Annotated in this window: 13 protein-coding genes, 2 tRNA genes, 1 other RNA gene and 1 pseudogene; all 17 read left to right on the top strand. The window is 61.5% G+C overall.

Translation table 11 applies throughout. From position 1 onward, the window contains the following. Positions 1-119: 119 nt before the first annotated feature. The 17 genes and pseudogenes from cysQ (at position 120) to C0617_RS03795 (ending at position 18,010) form a co-directional block, all read left to right on the top strand. Positions 120-875 (top strand): annotated as a pseudogene (gene cysQ / locus C0617_RS03875) (3'(2'),5'-bisphosphate nucleotidase CysQ). Positions 876-934: 59 nt separating this feature from the next. Beyond that, positions 935-1,645 carry a glycosyltransferase gene (locus C0617_RS03870; RefSeq protein ID WP_291315702.1) on the top strand — a complete coding sequence of 237 codons (711 nt, stop codon included), beginning with the start codon at positions 935-937 and terminating at the stop codon, positions 1,643-1,645. Positions 1,646-1,728: 83 nt separating this feature from the next. Next, positions 1,729-3,075, top strand: a complete 1,347-nt coding sequence (locus C0617_RS03865) for a UDP-glucose/GDP-mannose dehydrogenase family protein (protein WP_291315701.1) — start codon at positions 1,729-1,731, stop codon at positions 3,073-3,075. 97 nt (positions 3,076-3,172) lie between these two features. Then, on the top strand, positions 3,173-4,648 hold the full coding sequence (locus C0617_RS03860; protein ID WP_291315700.1) for a mannose-1-phosphate guanylyltransferase/mannose-6-phosphate isomerase: 1,476 nt from the start codon (positions 3,173-3,175) through the stop codon (positions 4,646-4,648). Positions 4,649-4,705: 57 nt separating this feature from the next. Next, positions 4,706-6,064: a phosphomannomutase gene (locus C0617_RS03855; protein WP_365888892.1), complete on the top strand. Its 1,359-nt coding sequence runs from the start codon at positions 4,706-4,708 to the stop codon at positions 6,062-6,064. 485 nt (positions 6,065-6,549) lie between these two features. Beyond that, positions 6,550-7,278: a glycosyltransferase family 2 protein gene (locus C0617_RS03850; protein ID WP_291315698.1), complete on the top strand. Its 729-nt coding sequence runs from the start codon at positions 6,550-6,552 to the stop codon at positions 7,276-7,278. After that, positions 7,269-7,652: a DUF2304 domain-containing protein gene (locus tag C0617_RS03845; RefSeq protein ID WP_291315697.1), complete on the top strand. Its 384-nt coding sequence runs from the start codon at positions 7,269-7,271 to the stop codon at positions 7,650-7,652. The genes C0617_RS03850 and C0617_RS03845 overlap by 10 nt, the downstream gene beginning before the upstream one ends. 86 nt (positions 7,653-7,738) lie before the next feature. After that, positions 7,739-7,826, top strand: a tRNA-Ser gene (locus C0617_RS03840). A 214-nt stretch (positions 7,827-8,040) separates the two neighbouring features. Next, positions 8,041-8,139: signal recognition particle sRNA small type (ffs, locus tag C0617_RS03835), an RNA gene on the top strand. Between the two features lie 68 nt (positions 8,140-8,207). Further along, entirely contained in the window at positions 8,208-9,893 is a 1,686-nt protein-coding gene (dnaX, locus tag C0617_RS03830; protein WP_291315696.1) for a DNA polymerase III subunit gamma/tau, read from the top strand. Positions 9,894-10,010: 117 nt separating this feature from the next. Further along, complete coding sequence (locus C0617_RS03825) at positions 10,011-10,325, top strand: YbaB/EbfC family nucleoid-associated protein (RefSeq protein ID WP_291315695.1); 315 nt, start codon at positions 10,011-10,013, stop codon at positions 10,323-10,325. A gap of 202 nt (positions 10,326-10,527) precedes the next feature. Further along, positions 10,528-11,127, top strand: coding sequence for a recombination mediator RecR (gene recR, locus C0617_RS03820; RefSeq protein ID WP_291315694.1), 600 nt, complete (start codon positions 10,528-10,530; stop codon positions 11,125-11,127). A gap of 199 nt (positions 11,128-11,326) precedes the next feature. Beyond that, a complete protein-coding gene (gene nifJ, locus C0617_RS03815) occupies positions 11,327-14,908 on the top strand; it encodes a pyruvate:ferredoxin (flavodoxin) oxidoreductase (protein ID WP_291315693.1) in 3,582 nt (1,193 codons plus the stop codon). A 161-nt stretch (positions 14,909-15,069) separates the two neighbouring features. Continuing rightward, positions 15,070-15,567 (top strand): roadblock/LC7 domain-containing protein, encoded by a 498-nt coding sequence (locus tag C0617_RS03810; RefSeq protein WP_291315692.1) that lies wholly within the window; start codon positions 15,070-15,072, stop codon positions 15,565-15,567. Between the two features lie 13 nt (positions 15,568-15,580). Next, positions 15,581-16,171, top strand: a complete 591-nt coding sequence (locus tag C0617_RS03805) for an ADP-ribosylation factor-like protein (RefSeq protein ID WP_291315691.1) — start codon at positions 15,581-15,583, stop codon at positions 16,169-16,171. Between the two features lie 117 nt (positions 16,172-16,288). Continuing rightward, positions 16,289-16,364 (top strand) — tRNA-Asn (locus C0617_RS03800). A gap of 290 nt (positions 16,365-16,654) precedes the next feature. After that, on the top strand, positions 16,655-18,010 hold the full coding sequence (locus C0617_RS03795; RefSeq protein WP_291315690.1) for a hypothetical protein: 1,356 nt from the start codon (positions 16,655-16,657) through the stop codon (positions 18,008-18,010). Positions 18,011-18,045: the final 35 nt, after the last annotated feature.

Raw genomic sequence — 18,045 nt, 5'->3', positions numbered from 1 at the left:
TTACAGCTTACAGCTTACAGCTTACAGCTTACAGCTTACAGCTTACAGCTTACAGCTTACAGCTTACAGCTTACAGCTTACAGCTTACAGCTTACAGCTGCGAAGCCGAAGGATTCGTCATGAACATCGACATTGAGAAGGTCTGCGCCATCGCCCGCGAGGCCGGCGCGGCCATCATGGATATCTACGACGGCGATCACGCCGTTGAATTCAAGGAAGACAAGTCTCCGCTGACGGCTGCCGACAAGGCGTCCCACGAGGCGATCATGGCGGGGCTGCAGGCGCATTTCCCCTAGATCCCGATCCTTTCGGAGGAGGGGAAGGACATCCCCTACGAGGAGCGCAAGGACTGGGAGCGCTTCTGGCTGGTCGATCCCCTCGACGGGACCAAGGAGTTCATCAAGCGCAACGGTGAATTCACCGTGAACATCGCCCTTGTCGAAGGCAATGCCCCTGTTCTCGGGGTGGTGTATGTGCCGGCCCAGGACAAGCTCTACTATGGCAGGGTCGGGGAGGGGGCGTTAACCCGGAAGGGACAGGAGTCTCCCCTGCGGATCCAGGTGCGCCCGGAGGCTCCCGAGGAGGGGCAGACGGTCGTTATGAGCCGTTCCCATCCGTCGCCCGAACTCGAGGATTACCTGAAGAGCATCAAGGTGGCCGAAGCCCTGCCGGTTGGGAGTTCCCTCAAACTCTGCGTCGTGGCCGAGGGCCGGGCCGATCTTTACCCTCGCCTAGGCCCGACCATGGAGTGGGATACGGGCGCGGGCCAGGCTGTCGTGGAGAGCGCGGGGGGGCGGGTTCTCGATCCCGCCGGCGCACGCCTGGAGTACAACAAGCCCAACCTTTTGAACAGCTACTTTATTGTCAGCCCCTGAGAGCCGCATCTTCTGAAGCCAGTCTGTCCGCAATGAATCCGGTCCCCGTATCAGTCTGCATGGCCACCCGCAACGGGGAGAGGTTTCTCCCCCGGCAGCTCGAGTCCATTCTGCGGCAGCTGGCGAAGGACGATGAGATCATCGTCTCGGACGACTCCTCCACGGACCGCACCCCCGAGATCGTCGCCTCCTGTCGGGATCCGAGGGTCAAGTTTTTTCCCGGCAACGCCTTTTTCCATCCCGCCTACAACCTCGAAAACGCCCTGAAACGGTCCACGGGGGAGATCATCGTCCTGGCCGACCAGGACGATGTCTGGCTGGAGAACAAGGTCGATCTCGTTCGCGAGCGCCTGAAAGGGCGGTCCGGGCAAATTGTCACCCTTTCCCTCGACGGGGAGGTGATCGATGCCGAGGGGGTGGTGGTCTGCGCTTCCATCTTCGGAATGATCGGGGCAGGGCGGGGCCTGGTGAAAAACCTGTACGACAACACGTACATGGGCTGTACCATGGCTTTCACCCGCAGGCTCCTCGATGTGGCTCTTCCGTTTCCGAAGACAATCCCCATGCACGACTCGTGGTTGGGGCTGTTGAGCGAGATTTACGGGGAGGTCGAGTTCGTTCCCGAAAAGACCATGCAGTACCGCCGCCACGAGGACAATGCGAGCTTCCGCCGGCCCTTCCGGGAACAGGTCGGATCCCGGCTCGCCCTTGCGGGCAATCTGCTCCGGCGACGACTTCTTGTCGGGACGTTGCCCTGCAACCGGAATTGACGTTTGCCTTTGAGAAGAGTTTTTGAAATAATTAACGGTTGAATGCTGTTTATCTTTTCTCCAGAAAGAACTCGGGAGCGTTTATGAAAATCACAATTTTTGGATCGGGTTATGTCGGTCTGGTGACCGGGGCCTGTCTTGCCGACGTCGGCAACGAGGTCCTTTGCGTCGATATCGACGAAAACAAGATTGCCATGCTGCAGCGGGGAGAGATCCCCATATTCGAGCCCGGCTTGGACGGACTGATCCAGAGCAACGTGTCGGCGGGGCGAATCTCCTTCACGACCGATGTGGCCGAGGGGGTCGCCCACGGCCTGTTCCAGTTTATCGCCGTCGGCACCCCGCCCGACGAGGACGGTTCCGCCGACCTCCAATACGTCCTCGCCGTTGCAAAGAGCATCGGGGAGCACATGGACGACTATCGCGTTATTGTCGATAAATCGACGGTTCCCGTCGGCACGGCCGACAAGGTCAAGGCCGTCGTGCAGAAGGAGCTGGACGGCAGGGGGATGGAGCTGGAGTTCGACGTGGTGTCCAACCCCGAATTCCTCAAGGAGGGGGACGCCATCAGCGATTTCATGAAGCCCGACCGGATCGTCGTCGGGACGGACAACCCGCGTACGACCGAGCTTCTGAAGGCTCTTTATGCCCCGTTCAACCGCAATTTTGACCGCCTGGTGACCATGGACGTTCGTTCGGCCGAACTGACAAAGTATGCCGCCAACGCCATGCTCGCGACGAAGATCAGCTATATGAACGAGTTGGCCAACATCAGTGAGAGGGTGGGGGCGGATATCGAGCAGGTGCGGCGCGGCATCGGGTCCGATTCCAGGATCGGCTATTCCTTCATCTATCCCGGGGCCGGTTACGGAGGCTCCTGTTTTCCCAAGGATGTGCAGGCCCTGGAGCGGACCGCGCGCCAATACGGCTACGAAGGGCACATCCTCCAGGCGGTGGAGAGCGTCAACAATGAGCAGAAGCAGGTCCTGTTCAAGAAAATCAACCACCACTTCCATGGGGATCTCGTGGGCAAGACGATCGCTTTGTGGGGACTGGCATTCAAGCCGAACACCGACGATATGCGGGCGGCTCCGAGCCGCACCCTGATGGAGGCGCTCTGGGAGGCCGGGGCAAAGGTTCAGGCTTATGACCCGGAGGCCATGGATGAGGCCCTGCGCATTTACGGGGAGAGGGACGACCTTGTCCTGTGCGATTCCCCGGAAAAAGCCATGGAAAACGCCGAGGCGCTGGCGGTCCTTACCGAATGGAAGATTTTCCGAAGCCCGAATTTTGACAAGATCAAAACGACCCTGAGGCAACCGGTGATTTTTGACGGCCGCAACATTTACGACCCCCTTCTTTTGAAAAACAGGGGTTTCACCTATTATGGCATCGGGAGAGGGGAACTCCCTGCATACTGGCAAGGGTAACGCCACGCCCGTGTTGTGGGTTTTGCATTCTCTCTTTTTCGAGATGCCGGTTTTTTCGGATTGACCATTTAATAGATTCCAGGGGAGGTTTCCAGCGATGCTTGTACCAATCATACTTTCCGGGGGGGCGGGGACACGCCTGTGGCCCCTCTCCAGGGAGCTGTATCCCAAGCAGCTTCTTCCCCTGGTAGGCGACAAGACCATGTTGCAGAATACGGTCAGCCGCCTCGAAGGGATTTCCGGCCTCGCAGAACCGGCGGTTGTCTGCAATGAAAACCACCGGTTCATGGTTGCCGAGCAGCTAAAGCAGTTGGGTCGTGCACCGTCGGCGATCATTCTCGAGCCGGTGGGGCGCAATACCGCCCCGGCGGTTGCGGTGGCCGCGTTCCAGGCCATGGAGGGGGGAGAAGACCCCCTTCTGCTCGTTCTTCCGGCGGACCACGTTGTCCGACAGGCCGAGGGCCTGCGCCGGGTGATCGAATCGGCCGTCCCATTGGCCGAACAGGGCAAGCTGATCACTTTCGGCATCGTACCGACGGGGCCGGAGACAGGGTATGGGTATATTCGAGCGGGGGCCCCGCTCGAAAGCCGGAAGCTGGAAGCTGGAAGCGTGAAGCTGGAGGGGGCACCCGTCACTGGTCACGCGTCACGCGTCACGGCCTTCGCCGTTTCCCGTTTCGTGGAGAAGCCGGATCTCGAGACGGCCCGCTCCTATATCGACTCCGGGGATTATTCCTGGAACAGCGGCATGTTCATGTTCAAGGCGTCCCGGTTGGTTCAGGAGTTGGACCGGTTCGCCCCGGAGATCGTCTCCGCCTGTCGCAAGGCCGTCGAGGGGGCCGAAAGGGACCTCGATTTTATTCGCCTCGACGCCGATGCCTTTGCCGCCTGCCCGAGTGATTCCATCGATTACGCCGTGATGGAGAAAACGGAGGATGCGGTGGTCGTTCCTCTCGACGCCGGATGGAGCGATGTGGGGTCGTGGTCGGCCCTTTGGGAAGTGGGGGAGCATGACTGTCACGGCAATCTGGTGTATGGCGATGTTCTGCTCAATGATGCCAAAAACAACTACCTTCATGCCGAAGGCCGGATGATCGCGGCGGTGGGGCTCGAAGACCACGTTGTCGTCGAGACGGCCGATGCGGTCCTGGTGGCTCACAGGGACAAGGTTCAGGATGTCAAGGAGATCGTCAGTCAGTTGAAAATGCAGCAGCGTGACGAAGCCATCCTGCACCGAAAGGCTTTTCGGCCCTGGGGGTCCTATGAATGCATCGACAGCGCGGAGCGTTTTCAGGTCAAGCGCATTACGGTGAATCCTGGCGCCAGCCTGTCCCTGCAGAGGCACCACCATCGGGCCGAACACTGGATCGTGGTCAAGGGGACTGCGCGCATCACCAAGGGGGACGAGGTCGTTCTTCTGAGCGAGAACCAGTCGACCTACATTCCACTCGGCGTGACCCACCGCCTCGAGAACCCGGGGAAGATCCCCTTGGAGTTGATCGAGGTCCAATCGGGGAGTTATCTTGGGGAAGATGACATTGAGAGGTTCGGGGACGTTTATGGCCGCTCGTAATCTTTTCAGCCTGTAGCGTTGTCATTTGATTCATTTTCCATCGGTGGGGGGGGCATGATGGACCGACTTAACTGTTTTAAGGCTTACGACATTCGCGGGCGCTTGCCCGATGAATTGAACGCGGACATTGCCTACCGGATCGGGCGGGCCTATGCGCAGTTCCTGGCGCCGGAGAAGGTCATCGTCGGCCGGGACGTGCGTCTGTCTAGCGGCGAGCTCTGCGACGCCCTCGCCGAGGGGTTGACCGACGGCGGAGCGGATGTCCTCGATATCGGGCTGTGCGGCACGGAGGAGGTCTATTTCGCCACCTTCCATTCGGGGGCGGACGGCGGCATCATGGTGACCGCCAGCCACAACCCCATGGACTACAACGGCATGAAGCTGGTGCGGAAGCAGTCCAGGCCGATCAGCGGCGACAGCGGCCTCGACGCTATCCGGGATCTGGCCGCCGGGGGCGAGTTCGCTCCGGCGGAAAAGAAGGGGCGGGTCGTTTCCCTCGACGTCAAAGAGGCGTATGCCCGGCATCTTCTGGGCTACGTCGATGCCGGGGGCTTGCGCCCTCTCAAGGTGGTGGTCAACGCCGGAAACGGCTGTGCCGGACCGGCGGTCGATCTGCTCGAGAAACACCTGCCCTTTGAATTCGTCAAGGTTCATCACGAGCCCGACGGGACGTTCCCCAACGGGATACCCAACCCCCTGCTGCCGGAGAACCGTGCGGCGACGGCCGATGCGGTCCGGGAGCACGGTGCCGACGTGGGCATCGCCTGGGACGGCGATTTCGACCGCTGTTTCCTGTTCGACGAGGCGGGAGGATTCATCGAGGGCTATTACATCGTCGGTCTTCTTGCCGCCGCGTTTCTCGCCAGCCATCCCGGCGCCAAGATCATCCATGACCCGCGCCTGACCTGGAACACGATCGCCCTGGTCCGCAGGGCTGGCGGGGAGCCGATCCAGAGCAAGACCGGCCACGCCTTCATCAAGGAGCGGATGCGCAAAGAGGACGCCGTTTACGGCGGGGAGATGAGCGCCCATCATTATTTCCGCGACTTTGCCTACTGCGACAGCGGAATGATCCCCTGGCTCCTCGTTCTGGAACTGATGGGGCGGACCGGCAAGGCCCTCTCGGCTCTGGTGGGGGAGCGGATGCGCCTCTTCCCCGCAAGCGGGGAGATCAACCGCCGCCTGACCGACCCGGGAGGCGCGATCGAGCGGGTTCGCGAACGCTACGCGGAACAGGCCCCGGCGATCGACCTCACCGACGGGCTGAGCATGGAATTCGCCGAATGGCGCTTCAACCTGCGCTCTTCCAATACCGAGCCGGTGCTGCGTCTCAACGTGGAGTCGCGCGGGGATGCGGCGCTGATGGAGGAAAAGACTGCGGAATTGCTGGCCCTGATCGATGATGACGGACACTAAGGTCAGTTCTCAGCTGTCAAATATCAACAAAACGAAGCCATCAGTCTGACGGGACACGGGTTGATGCGAATAATGCCTGAAGCTGTTTTGGCCTGGTTGGTGTTCAAAATCCGTGTTGATCAGATTCGATCCGCCTCCTGCCGGTTTTTTGGGGACTGTGGCCTGATCTGCAACAAAAAAGTTTGAACCGGCATCGGGATGATCCAGGATTGTCCCGGTTTTTTTTTAGGTTCTGTGATTCGCGCGGAGAGCGGGTGACGGGTTTGGGGTTCAAGGAACGAGGATGAAGGTTCCTGTCCCCTCTGTCCTGAAACCTGGGTCTCCGTTGTGCCTGCCTTATCTTCAGGATTTGCCAAAGCAGGTTAAATAGTTGTATGGTGTCATGTTGTCCCGTGACGGTTCAAGGGGCGTCTTTTCCTCGCCCCTGACCCCGTTCCCCGACCACGATTTACCTCTTCACGAATCACCGATCACGGATATGTCCGATGCCCAGAACGCTTGTCATCATTCCGGCCCATAACGAAGAGCCCCTCATCGGCGAGGTGGTGGGCCGCGTCCGCAAGGCTGTCCCGGAGTGCGACATCCTGGTGGTCGATGACGGTTCTTACGACCATACGGCCGCCGTCGCCGGGAGGGCCGGCGCCCTGGTTATCCGCCATCCCTACAACATGGGCTATGGGACCACAATCCAGACCGGCTTCAAGCACGCCCGCCGGCAGCAATACGATTTCGTGGTTCAGCTGGACGGCGACGGGCAGCATGACCCGGAGTTCATTCCCCGCCTGCTGGAGCCGGTGGTCCGGGGGGAGACAGATTTCGCCCTCGGTTCCCGTTTCCTCGACGTGGAGAGCTACCGGCCCTCCTTCTCCCGTCGGCTCGGAATCCTGATTTTCCGCAAGCTGGTCTCGGTCCTCATCGGCCGGCCGATCACCGACCCCACCTCGGGTTACGCGGCCTTCAACAAGGATGTGGCGCGCTTCTTCACGGCGGACATCTTCCCCTGCGACTATCCCGACGCCGACATGCTGGTGACCCTCAACCTGGCCGGTTTCCGAATCCAGGAGGTGCCGGTGCGCATGCTTGCCAACGAGGAGGGCAAGACCATGCACGGCGGGCTGAAGCCGCTTTATTACATCTTCAAGATGTTCCTGTCGATTTCCGTCACCTTGATGCGCAGCCGCAAGTTTTACCGAAAGGTTGTGTCATGCCGATAAATCAGAAGATATTCGCCCTTCTGGTCTGTGCCGGGGTTTTTTTCTTCACCTTTGAGATGGTGCGCCGCAAGCGTTTGCGCGAGGAGTACTCGGTGCTCTGGCTGACAGTCAGCGTCGGGATGTTCGTGCTGGTGGTCAAGTATGAATGGCTGGTGGCGCTGACGGAGATGATCGGAGCGGCCCTGCCGACGACGACCCTCTTCCTCGGCTCGATCATTTTCCTGGCGCTCGTCGCGGTGCAGTTTTCGATCAAGATTTCCCAGCTCACCAACCAGGTCAAGAACCTCGCTCAGGAGAATGCCATTCTGCGCCACGAGGTGCAGCAGGCCTGTCAGGGGAGGCTGGAGGACCCGGCGGCCGACCCGATAGAGTGAGTGTCCGCCCGTCTTCCGGGGGGCTGCCGCAGCGCTCAGAAAATTCTTTACAGCCATACCCCTTTGATGTATTCTGCGCAACCTGCGGAGAGGTGACCGAGAGGCCGAAGGTGCTCGCCTGGAAAGCGGGTGTACCGCAAGGTACCGAGGGTTCGAATCCCTCCCTCTCCGCCAGTTTTTGCAAGCAGATGGATCCCAAGGGGATTCGAAGCGGAGCGAGCGCTGCCAGCGGCAGAAAAGCGGCCAGGGATGGACGCGCCAGCGAGCGCAGGGGAGCCGACGCCGGAGCCGCCGTGACGGCGGCGACGAAAGTGGGCGAATCCCTCCCTCTCCGCCAGTTTTAAACATTCCGATGACATAGCCGGCGTCCATTGCCGCCAGAAGTGACAGCCGGGTCCCGCGCAACGGCCGGTCGCCAACTCCGTCAGGCCCGGAAGGGAGCAGCGGTAACGACCTCAGCCGTGTGCCGCGGGGGTGCCTGGCTGTCACTTGTGGCGGCAAACCCGTCTATCTTCTTTTGCCCTTCCACCTTTGCCGTGGAGACTCCGAGGCCTCATGTCTTACCTGGTCCTGGCGCGCAAGTGGCGGCCCCAGAGTTTTGAAGACCTGATCGGGCAGGAGCATGTCAGCCGGACCCTGGCCAACGCCATCCGCACCGGCCGCGTTCACCACGCCTTCCTTTTTACGGGCGCCCGGGGGGTCGGCAAGACCTCCGCTGCCCGAATCCTTGCCAAGGCCCTCAACTGCGAGGAGGGCCTCTCCCCGACCCCGTGCAACGAGTGTCCTTCCTGCAAGGAGATCGCCGCCGGGCAGGGAACCGATGTCTTCGAAATCGACGGCGCCTCCAACACCGGGGTCGACGACGTTCGCGACCTGCGCGAGAATATCCGCTACCTACCGTCGCGCTCCCGATACAAGCTCTTCATCATCGACGAAGTCCACATGCTCTCCATCAACGCCTTCAATGCTCTGCTGAAGACGCTTGAGGAGCCGCCCGAACACGCCAAGTTCATCTTCGCGACCACCGAACCGCATAAGATTCCCGTCACCATCCTTTCGCGCTGCCAGCGTTTCGACTTCCGCAAGATCCCCCTCGGACGGGTCTCCGGACGCCTGCGCGAGATCGTGGATGCCGAGGGGGTCCGGATCTCAGACCGCTCCCTTTCCCTGGTCGCTCGAAGGGGGGAGGGGAGCATGCGCGATTCTCTCTCCACCCTCGACCAAGTCATCGCGTTCTGCGGCGAGGATGTGGCCGACGACGATGTGCAGGGGCTCCTGGGGATGGTGGACCGCCGGCTTCTGCTCGACGCGGTGGAGGGCGTCATGCAGCGCGACAGCCGCAAGGCTCTGGAGACGGTGCGCCGGGTGGACGAGTTGGGGCACTCCTTCCGGCAGTTCTGCCAGGAACTGGTGGAGACCTTCCGAGCCCTGGTTCTGGTCAAGGTGCTGGAGGATCCGGCGGAGCATCTCGACGCCACGGGCGAGGAGGTCCAGGGTCTTCAGGCTCTGGCCGGAGCTTCCGGCCTGGAAGACCTGCAGCGGGCCCTCGGCCTGCTGGTCAAGACCGAGGCCGAGCTGGCCGGCTCGGCCTTTCCCCGTCTGACCCTGGAGATGGCCCTGATTCGCCTGGCCCAGTTGCCCCCGGCCCGGGAGATTGCCGCCCTGGTGCGCAAGCTCGAGGAGGTCGAGGGGCGCCTGGCGGCGGGGGGGGGCTATTCTCCCGTCCAGGCCTCTGCAAGGCCCCCCGCCCAGGTCTCTGCAAGGCCCCCCGTCCGGCAACCGGAGGCGGCGCCGCCAAAAAAGACTGAGGCCCCGGCGCCCGAAGGGGACGGCGGCCGGGGCTGGCAGGGTCTGGTGGAGTACGTCAGGGGCCGCCGGCCCCTCGTCGGTTCCATGCTCGAAGGCGCCAGCCTCCTGGCCCTCGATTTGCCCCAGCTGAAGATCGGCTTTCCCGCCGGCTCCTTTCCGCTCGAGCAGGTTAAGGACCCGGAGACCCTGCAGGCTCTGGAGGATTTGGCCCAGGAGCATTTCGGACAGCCGGTGAAGGTGCTGGTCTCTCCGGTGGATGCTCGGGAGGGGGACGCTCCCCCTTCTCTGCTGGATGAGCGCCTTGCCCGGGAAACCGACCGCAAGAAGCGCCTCCGGGAGGACGCCCTGGACCATCCGATGGTGAAGGCGGCCGTGGATATCTTCGGCGGCGAGGTCAAGACCGTCAAGCCGATCGACAAGGGGTTCGTCTGAGGGAGGTCCTTGATCCCTCGGTCGTGGAAACAGTTTCGAGCCGAAAGTTGATTGCTGACGGCTGAAATATCAATTCACAAACGCCGCCCGCGGAGGCGATGCAAGGAGGTAGGAACCATGTCCAAAGGTATGGGGAACATCATGAAGCAGGCCCAGCTCATGCAGCAGAAGATGGCTCGCCTGCAGGAGGATCTGGGGAACCGCGAGGTGGAGGCCTCCTCCGGCGGGGGGATGGTGACCGCCACCGTCAACGGCAAGCAACAGCTACTCTCTCTCAAAATCGAGCCGAGTGCGGTCGATGCGGAGGATGTCGAGATGCTGCAGGATCTGGTGATCGCTGCGGTCAACGAGGCGATCAAGAAGAGCCAGGACATGGCCCAGCAGGAGATGTCGAAGATCACCGGCGGCATGCAGATCCCCGGGCTCTTCTGATCTCTGGGATCGCTTCGGTCGGCAGGCCACCGTCATGGGGAAGAATGGCGGTGGCTTTTTTCTTTCCCATGAGAAAACCTTCTGCTATGGTGGCCATGCCTTGAAATGGTAAGGCCAAAAAATTTTAGCGATACAAAACTTCTTCAGTCCACTTAAAAAAATAGAACGCCATTTTAAAACTCTTGGATTTTTGTTTTAAGCCATGCTAGACTCCATCCCGTCTTTCGCCCGGCTGGTGGCCGAACTGGCCAAGTTCCCCGGCATCGGGCAGAAAACAGCGACCCGGTTGGCCTTCTTTGTGCTGCGCCAAGCGACCGGGGAGGTCGAGGCCCTGGCAGGCGCTATTCGTGATCTGAAGCAGAAGGTTCGTTTCTGTTCGGTCTGCTTCAACATCACCGAGGCAGATCCCTGCCCCCTCTGTACCGACCCAGGGCGGGATGACCGCCTGCTCTGTGTTGTGGAGCAGCCTCAGGACCTTATCGCCATCGAGCGCAGCCGTTCTTTTCGGGGGCGCTACCACGTTCTGCATGGCGCCCTGTCGCCCCTGGACGGCGTCGGTCCCGAGGATTTGAAGGTCGCCGAGTTGACGGCCCGCCTGGGGCAGGGGGCGGTGGAGGAGGTCCTGGTGGCCACTAACTTTACCGTCGAGGGGGACGCCACCGCACTTTACTTGTCCCGGCTCGTCCGCCCTCTCGGCATTCGGGTCACCCGGCCGGCCCACTGCATCCCCATGGGAAGCGACCTGGAATTCGTGGACGACGCCACGGTCAACCGGGCCGTGGAGGGCCGCCGGGAAATTTGAACTTTTGTTGAGTTTTGTCTACCATGACGTAAACTGTTTATGTTTTGGGGAAAAGCCCCGCAGCGTTCCTCTTCGCACCTTTCGCCCGTTTCATCAAGGGCTGTCGGTTGTGGGCAGGCGACGCCGGGGTCGATTTCGTTTGTAGCCTGATTCGCCCCGTTTTTTCGTTGAAAAATATCACGCAAAAAGGAGGTTTTTCATGTCCAGGAAGATGGTCAACATTGACGGCAACACCGCCGCGGCGCATGTGGCTCACGCGACCAACGAGGTTATCGCCATTTACCCGATCACCCCCTCTTCGGTAATGGGGGAGGTCTCCGATGCCAAGAGCGCCGTCGGCGAGAAGAACATCTGGGGGACGGTCCCCAAGGTCGTCGAGATGCAGTCCGAGGGCGGCGCCGCCGGGGCCGTTCACGGGGCGCTGCAGACCGGGGCCCTGACCACCACCTTCACCGCCTCCCAGGGCCTGCTGCTGATGATCCCCAACATGTTCAAGATCGCCGGTGAGCTGACCCCGACGGTCTTCCATGTTTCGGCCCGGGCCATCGCCGCCCAGGCCCTCTCCATCTTCGGCGACCACTCCGACGTCATGTCCTGCCGCTCCACCGGCTGGGCCTTCCTCTGTTCCAGCAACGTCCAGGAGGTCATGGACTTCGCCCTCATCGCCCAGGCGTCGACCCTCGAGAGCCGGATCCCCTTCCTCCACTACTTCGACGGTTTCCGGACCTCCAGCGAAGTGCAGAAGGTTCACGAGCTCTCCATGGACGACATGCGCGCCATGATCGACGACGACCTCGTCCGCGCCCACCGGGCCCGCGCCCTCTCCCCCGACCACCCGGTGTTGCGCGGCAGCGCCCAGAACCCCGACGTCTACTTCCAGGGGCGCGAGACGGTCAACCCCTTCTACGAGAAACTCGCCGAGTTGGTCCAGGCGCAGATGGACAAGTTTGCGAAGCTCACCGGCCGCCAGTACAACCTCTTCGACTACGTCGGCGCCCCCGACGCCGAGCGGGTCATCGTCATGCAGGGTTCCGGCTGCGACACCGCCCACGAACTCGTCGAGCACCTCGTGTCCAAGGGTGAGAAGGTCGGCCTCATCAAGACCCGCCTCTTCCTCCCCTTCGGCATCGAGGCCTTCGCCAAGGCTCTGCCCAAGACGGTCAAGAGCATCGCCGTTCTCGACCGCACCAAAGAGCCCGGCTCCATGGGCGAACCCCTCTACCATAACGTCCGCACCGCCATCGGCGAGGCGATGGCCGACGGCCTGGTCGAGTTCGGCGGATACCCGACGATTGTCGGCGGCCGCTACGGCCTTGGTTCCTACGAGTTCTCCCCCGGCATGGTCAAGGCGGTCTTCGACAACCTCTCTGCCGCCAAGCCGATGAACCACTTCGTGGTCGGCATTAAGGACGACGTCCTCGGCAAGAGCCTCGACTTCGACGCCGATTACCAGGTGCCCCAGGACGTCTACTCCGCCATGTTCTACGGCCTCGGCTCCGACGGCACCGTCGGCGCCAACAAGAACTCCATCAAGATTATCGGCGAGAACACCGACTTCAACGCCCAGGCCTACTTCGTCTACGACTCCAAGAAGGCCGGCTCCATGACGACCAGCCACCTGCGCTTCGGCAAGGAGGAGATCCGCTCCCCCTACCTGGTGCAGAAGGCCGACTTCATCGCCTGCCACAACTTCTCCTTCCTCGAGAAGTACGACATGTTGAAGTTCGCCAAGGACGGGGCCACATTCCTGCTCAACGCCCCCTTCGGCAAGGACGAGATCTGGGCCCACCTGCCGCTCGAAGTCCAGCAGCAGATCATCGACAAGAAGCTCAATTTCTTCGTCATCGACGGCGTCAAGCTCGGCAACCAGATCGGCCTCGGTCCCCGCATCAACGTCATCATGCAGACCGCCTTCTTCAAGATCTCCGAGATCATCGACTTCGGTCTGGCGACCAAGGAGATCAAGGACGCCATCGTCAAGAGCTACGGCAAAGCCGGCGAGAAGGTCGTCAACATGAACTTCGAGGCGGTCGGCGCCGGCACCAACAACGTCGAGCAGGTCGCCGTGCCGGCGAGCGCCGACAGTGCCATCCGCATCAAGTCGGCGATCAGCGGCGAAGTCCCCGACTTTGTGCGCGAGACCACCGGGCCGATCATCGACGGCAAGGGCAACCAGTTGCCGATCTCGGCCATGCCCGTCGACGGGACCTTCCCCACCGACACCGCCAAGTACGAGAAGCGCAACATCGCCGTCGATATCCCGGTCTGGGATGAGGATATCTGCATCCAGTGCGGCATCTGCTCTTTCGTTTGCCCCCACGCCACTATCCGCATGAAGATCTACGACGCCGACCAGCTCTCCGGGGCCCCTGAGGCCTTCAAGGCGGTCGACGCCAAGGGCAAGGAGATGGCGGGCAAGAAGTTCTCCCTGCAGGTGGCTCCCGAGGACTGCACCGGTTGCGGCGCCTGTGTCCACAACTGCCCGGCCAAGAGCAAGGAAGATCCGAGCCACAAGGCGATCAACATGACCTTCCAGGCCCCGCTGCGCGAGACCGAGGCCAAGAACTGGGACTTCTTCCTCACCCTCCCCGAAACCGACCCGGCCCTGATCAACCGCTCTAGCCTCAAGGGAAGCCAGCTGCTGCAGCCCCTCTTCGAGTTCAGCGGCGCCTGCGCCGGCTGCGGCGAGACCCCCTTCGTCAAGCTCTGCTCTCAGCTCTTCGGCGACCGGATGGTGGTGGCCAACGCCACCGGCTGTTCTTCGATCTACGGCGGCAACCTCCCCACCACCCCTTGGACGACGACCAAGGACGGCCTTGGCCCGGCGTGGAGCAACTCCCTCTTTGAGGACAACGCCGAGTTCGGCTACGGATTCCGCCTGACCATCGACAAGTTCAACGAGTACGCCCTCGAGTTGCTGGACAAGGTCACCTCCTGCGACTGCAAGGGGTGCAAGGACAACCTGGCGCTGATGGATGAGATCAAGGGCGCCGACCAGTCCACCCAGGAGGGGATCGAGGCCCAGAGGGTCCGCGTGGCCAAGCTCAAGGCGGCCCTCGAGCAGTGCCCCGACGCCGCCGCCAAGAACCTCCTCTCCGTGGCCGACTACCTGGTCAAGAAGTCGGTCTGGATCCACGGCGGAGACGGCTGGGCCTACGACATCGGCTATGGCGGCCTCGACCACGTCCTCGCCTCCGGCGAGAACGTCAACGTCCTGGTTATGGACACGGAGGTCTACTCCAACACCGGGGGGCAGGCTTCCAAGGCGACCCCCCTCGGCGCCGTGGCCCAGTTCGCCGCCGGCGGCAAACGCATGCCGAAGAAGGATCTCGGCATGATCGCCATGACCTACGGGAACATCTACGTCGCCAAGGTCTCCATGTCCAACCCCGCCCAGGTGGTCAAGGCGATGCTCGAGGCCGACGCTTACGACGGGCCGTCCCTGGTCCTGGCCTACAGCCACTGCATCGCCCACGGCATCAACATGACCACTGCGGTCGACCGCTGCAAGGAGGCCGTCGCCTCCGGTCACTGGCCTCTCTTCCGCTACAACCCGGCCTTGGCCGATGCGGGCAAGAACCCCCTGCAGTTCGACAGCAGGGACGCCAGCATGACCTTCGCCGAGTACGCCGGCAAGGAGAACCGCTATCGGGTGCTGGCGAAGGCCCAGCCCGAGGTGGCCGAGCAGTTGATGGAGGCGGGCAACAAGATCACCAACGCCCGTTTCGAGATGTACAAGGCGCTGGCCGAAATCCAGGCCAGCTTCAGCACCAAGGACTGATTCGTCCTTTCATAAAGCAGGAAAAAGCCCCCGGCAGTCCATTCGCCGGGGGCTTTTTCCTTTGGCGTTATGGGGGGTTGGCCGCGGAAGAAAGCCTTGATCGATGGCAGGATAGATGCTATAAAGGCCACTGGCTTGGTAACCTATCTAGGAGCATTGGCATGTTCGGTTCGCAGTCGTCCCTCGTCATGTACGATGAGGAATTCCAGAAGATCAGTGCCGTGCTGGCGAAACTGCTGCGGGAGTCCAACGCCAAGGTTATCTTCCTGGTGGACAAGAACGGCCAGTTGATCGCTTCAGCCGGGGAGAGCAAGCACCTGGACACCACCAGCCTCGCCTCCCTCACCGCGGGGAATATCGCAGCGACCGGCGGGCTGGCCAAGCTGATCGGCGAGAAGGAGTTCTCCATCCTCTTTCACGAAGGGGAGAAGGACAATATCCACATCTCCCTCGTCGCCAGCCGGGTGATTCTGGTGGTGATTTTCGACGAGCGCAGCTCCCTCGGCTTGGTCCGCCTGCGGGTCAAGAAGGCCAGCGACGAGTTGGGAACGATCTTTGACGAGTTGAACCGAAAGTCCGAGCAGGTCGGGCAAACCGGTGGCCCGCCGAGCCCCTTCGCCGAGATCACCGACGACGATATCGACAATCTGTTCAGGTAAGGGTTGAGCGAGCATGTCCTTCATTAACTACGCCTCGCGCGAGATCAACTGCAAGATCGTCTACTACGGCCCCGGCCTCTGTGGCAAGACGACCAACCTGCAGACCGTCTACAACAAGACCGCACCGGAGGCCAAAGGGAAGATGATCTCCCTGGCGACCGAGACGGAGCGGACCCTTTTCTTCGACTTTCTTCCCCTGGCCCTCGGCGAGATCCGCGGGTTCAAGACGCGTTTCCACCTCTACACGGTCCCCGGCCAGGTCTTCTACGATGCCTCCCGCAAGCTGATCCTCAAGGGCGTCGACGGAGTTGTTTTCGTCGCCGACTCGCAGGAAGAGCGGCTCGACGCCAATATCGAGAGCATGGAGAATCTCAAGGACAACCTCGAGGAGCAGGGCTACCAACTCGAGAAACTTCCCTTCGTCATGCAATACAACAAGCGCGATCTGCCCAACGTATCCTCGCTGGAGGAGTTGCGCAGTCTGCTCAATCCCGACGAGGTTCCCGAATTCGAGGCCTGCGCAATGAGCGGCGAGGGGGTGTTCGAAACCCTCAAAGCCGTGGCTAAGCTGATCCTCGTAGAACTCAAGAAGGGGTCGTCTTAGGAAATCCCTTCGGGGGAAGCAAAAAACCTTGACAACAATTCGTCAATTTCTTATATTCTGCGCCTGTTGAATTTTCCCTGCCGACGAGATCGCCGGCAGGATGCAAATCAGTTCCATTCCACCTTAGCTCAGTTGGTAGAGCAGCGGACTGTTAATCCGCTTGTCGCTGGTTCGAGCCCAGCAGGTGGAGCCAAATCGAAACTCCCACTTCTGAAAAGAGGTGGGAGTTTTTTGTTATGAACTCACGCATCGCCGCCGGCATCGACAGGTTCGCTCGATTGGTTTTCAGAATGGGCCGCCCGTTTTCGAAGCGCCCGCCTCCGACGGGGAGGTGGGCGCTTTTACGGGGTTAATTTCGCCCCGGTCTTGGCCGAGAACCTTTCCAGATCTTCCCGTTCGGGGACCGGTACTGTCGCCGAACGGAGGAAGGCGAAGGCTTATCTGGTAAACTTCCCCTGTTAAGTGGGTTTCGGGGAGACGGCCATGGAAAAGATCCCGACATGCCGTTTCAGGAAAGGCCTTCAGCCGAGCCGGAAAAAGGGCGATGGCGCGCTACGCGTGGTCGGCGCCCTGCTTTTTCTGACCCTGGCCATCTCTGCGGCCCCCGCCTTTTCTGAGGCCCAGACAGTCGCCCCCGCAAAGGTGACGCTGCATTTCTTCTGGGCAGAGAGTTGCCCCCACTGCGCGGAGCAAAGACCCTTTCTTGAGGGGCTTCAGGAGCGATATCCCCGGTTGGAGGTTCTGGACTACGAGATCTGGAACAACAGGGCCAATTTCGATCTGCTGGTGAGCCTGGCGGAGTCCTTCGGCCAGGAGGCGGTCTCCACCCCGGCAACGGCCATTGATGGCAGGCTCTGGTTCGGATTCTCCGATCCGGTGGCCTCCGAGATCGAGGAAGTGCTGCAAAGGTGCCTGTCCTCCGGTTGCACCGATCCCCTGGAGCGGCCTGCGGCGCCCGGAGCGGGGCAACCGGAGGAGCCTGCCGTGGCTGGCGAATCACCCCCGATTGCGGTCCCGGGGCTGGGACTCGTCGACCCGTCAACCCTCTCCCTGCCGGCCTTCACCTTCGTCCTCGGCCTGCTCGACGGGTTCAACCCCTGCGCTTTCTTCGTGCTGCTGTTTCTGCTCAGCCTCCTCATCCACGCCCGGTCCCGCCGCCTGATGCTGCTGGTCGGGGGGACCTTCGTGCTGTTCTCGGGGCTGATCTATTTTCTTTTCATGGCGGCCTGGCTCAACCTGTTTTTCCTCGCCGGCACGGTCCGGGCGATAACCGCGGTTGCAGGGGGGGTCGCCCTGGTCATCGCCGCCATCAACGTCAAAGACTATTTTTCACCCCATCGGTGGCTCTCTCTGTCCATTCCCGAGGGGGCCAAGCCCAGGCTCTTCGCCCGCATGCGCGGGCTCGTTCAGGCCAGTCGCATCCCCTCGGTCCTCTTCGGCACGGTGGTTCTGGCAGTCTCAGCCAACAGCTACGAATTGCTCTGCACGGCCGGATTTCCCATGGTCTACACCCGCGTACTGTCCCTGCACGAGATGCCCCGCGGGCACTACTACGCGTATCTCGCCCTGTATAACCTGGTCTACGTTTTGCCTCTGCTGGTGATCGTTCTCGCCTTTACCGCCACCCTCGGTTCCCGGAAGCTGAGCGAGAAGGAGGGGCGGGGGCTGAAACTCGTCTCCGGCCTGATGATGCTCTGTCTCGGCCTGATCCTTTTGGTCCGGCCCGATCTGCTGAACAGCGCCTGGACGGCCATCGTGCTTCTCCTGCTGGCACTCGGGACCGCCGGGATCATTCTGCTCCTTGAGCGCCTGCGGAACGGGGGCAGAGGCCCCCTCTGAGCCGATTGTCCCGTTTTCAAAAAGAAAGAAGCCCG

The sequence above is a fragment of the Desulfuromonas sp. genome, assembly GCF_002868845.1.
Taxonomy (GTDB): domain Bacteria; phylum Desulfobacterota; class Desulfuromonadia; order Desulfuromonadales; family BM501; genus BM501.
The sequence above is the reverse complement of the archived record's forward strand: the minus strand, read 5'-3'. Positions and strand labels throughout refer to the sequence as shown.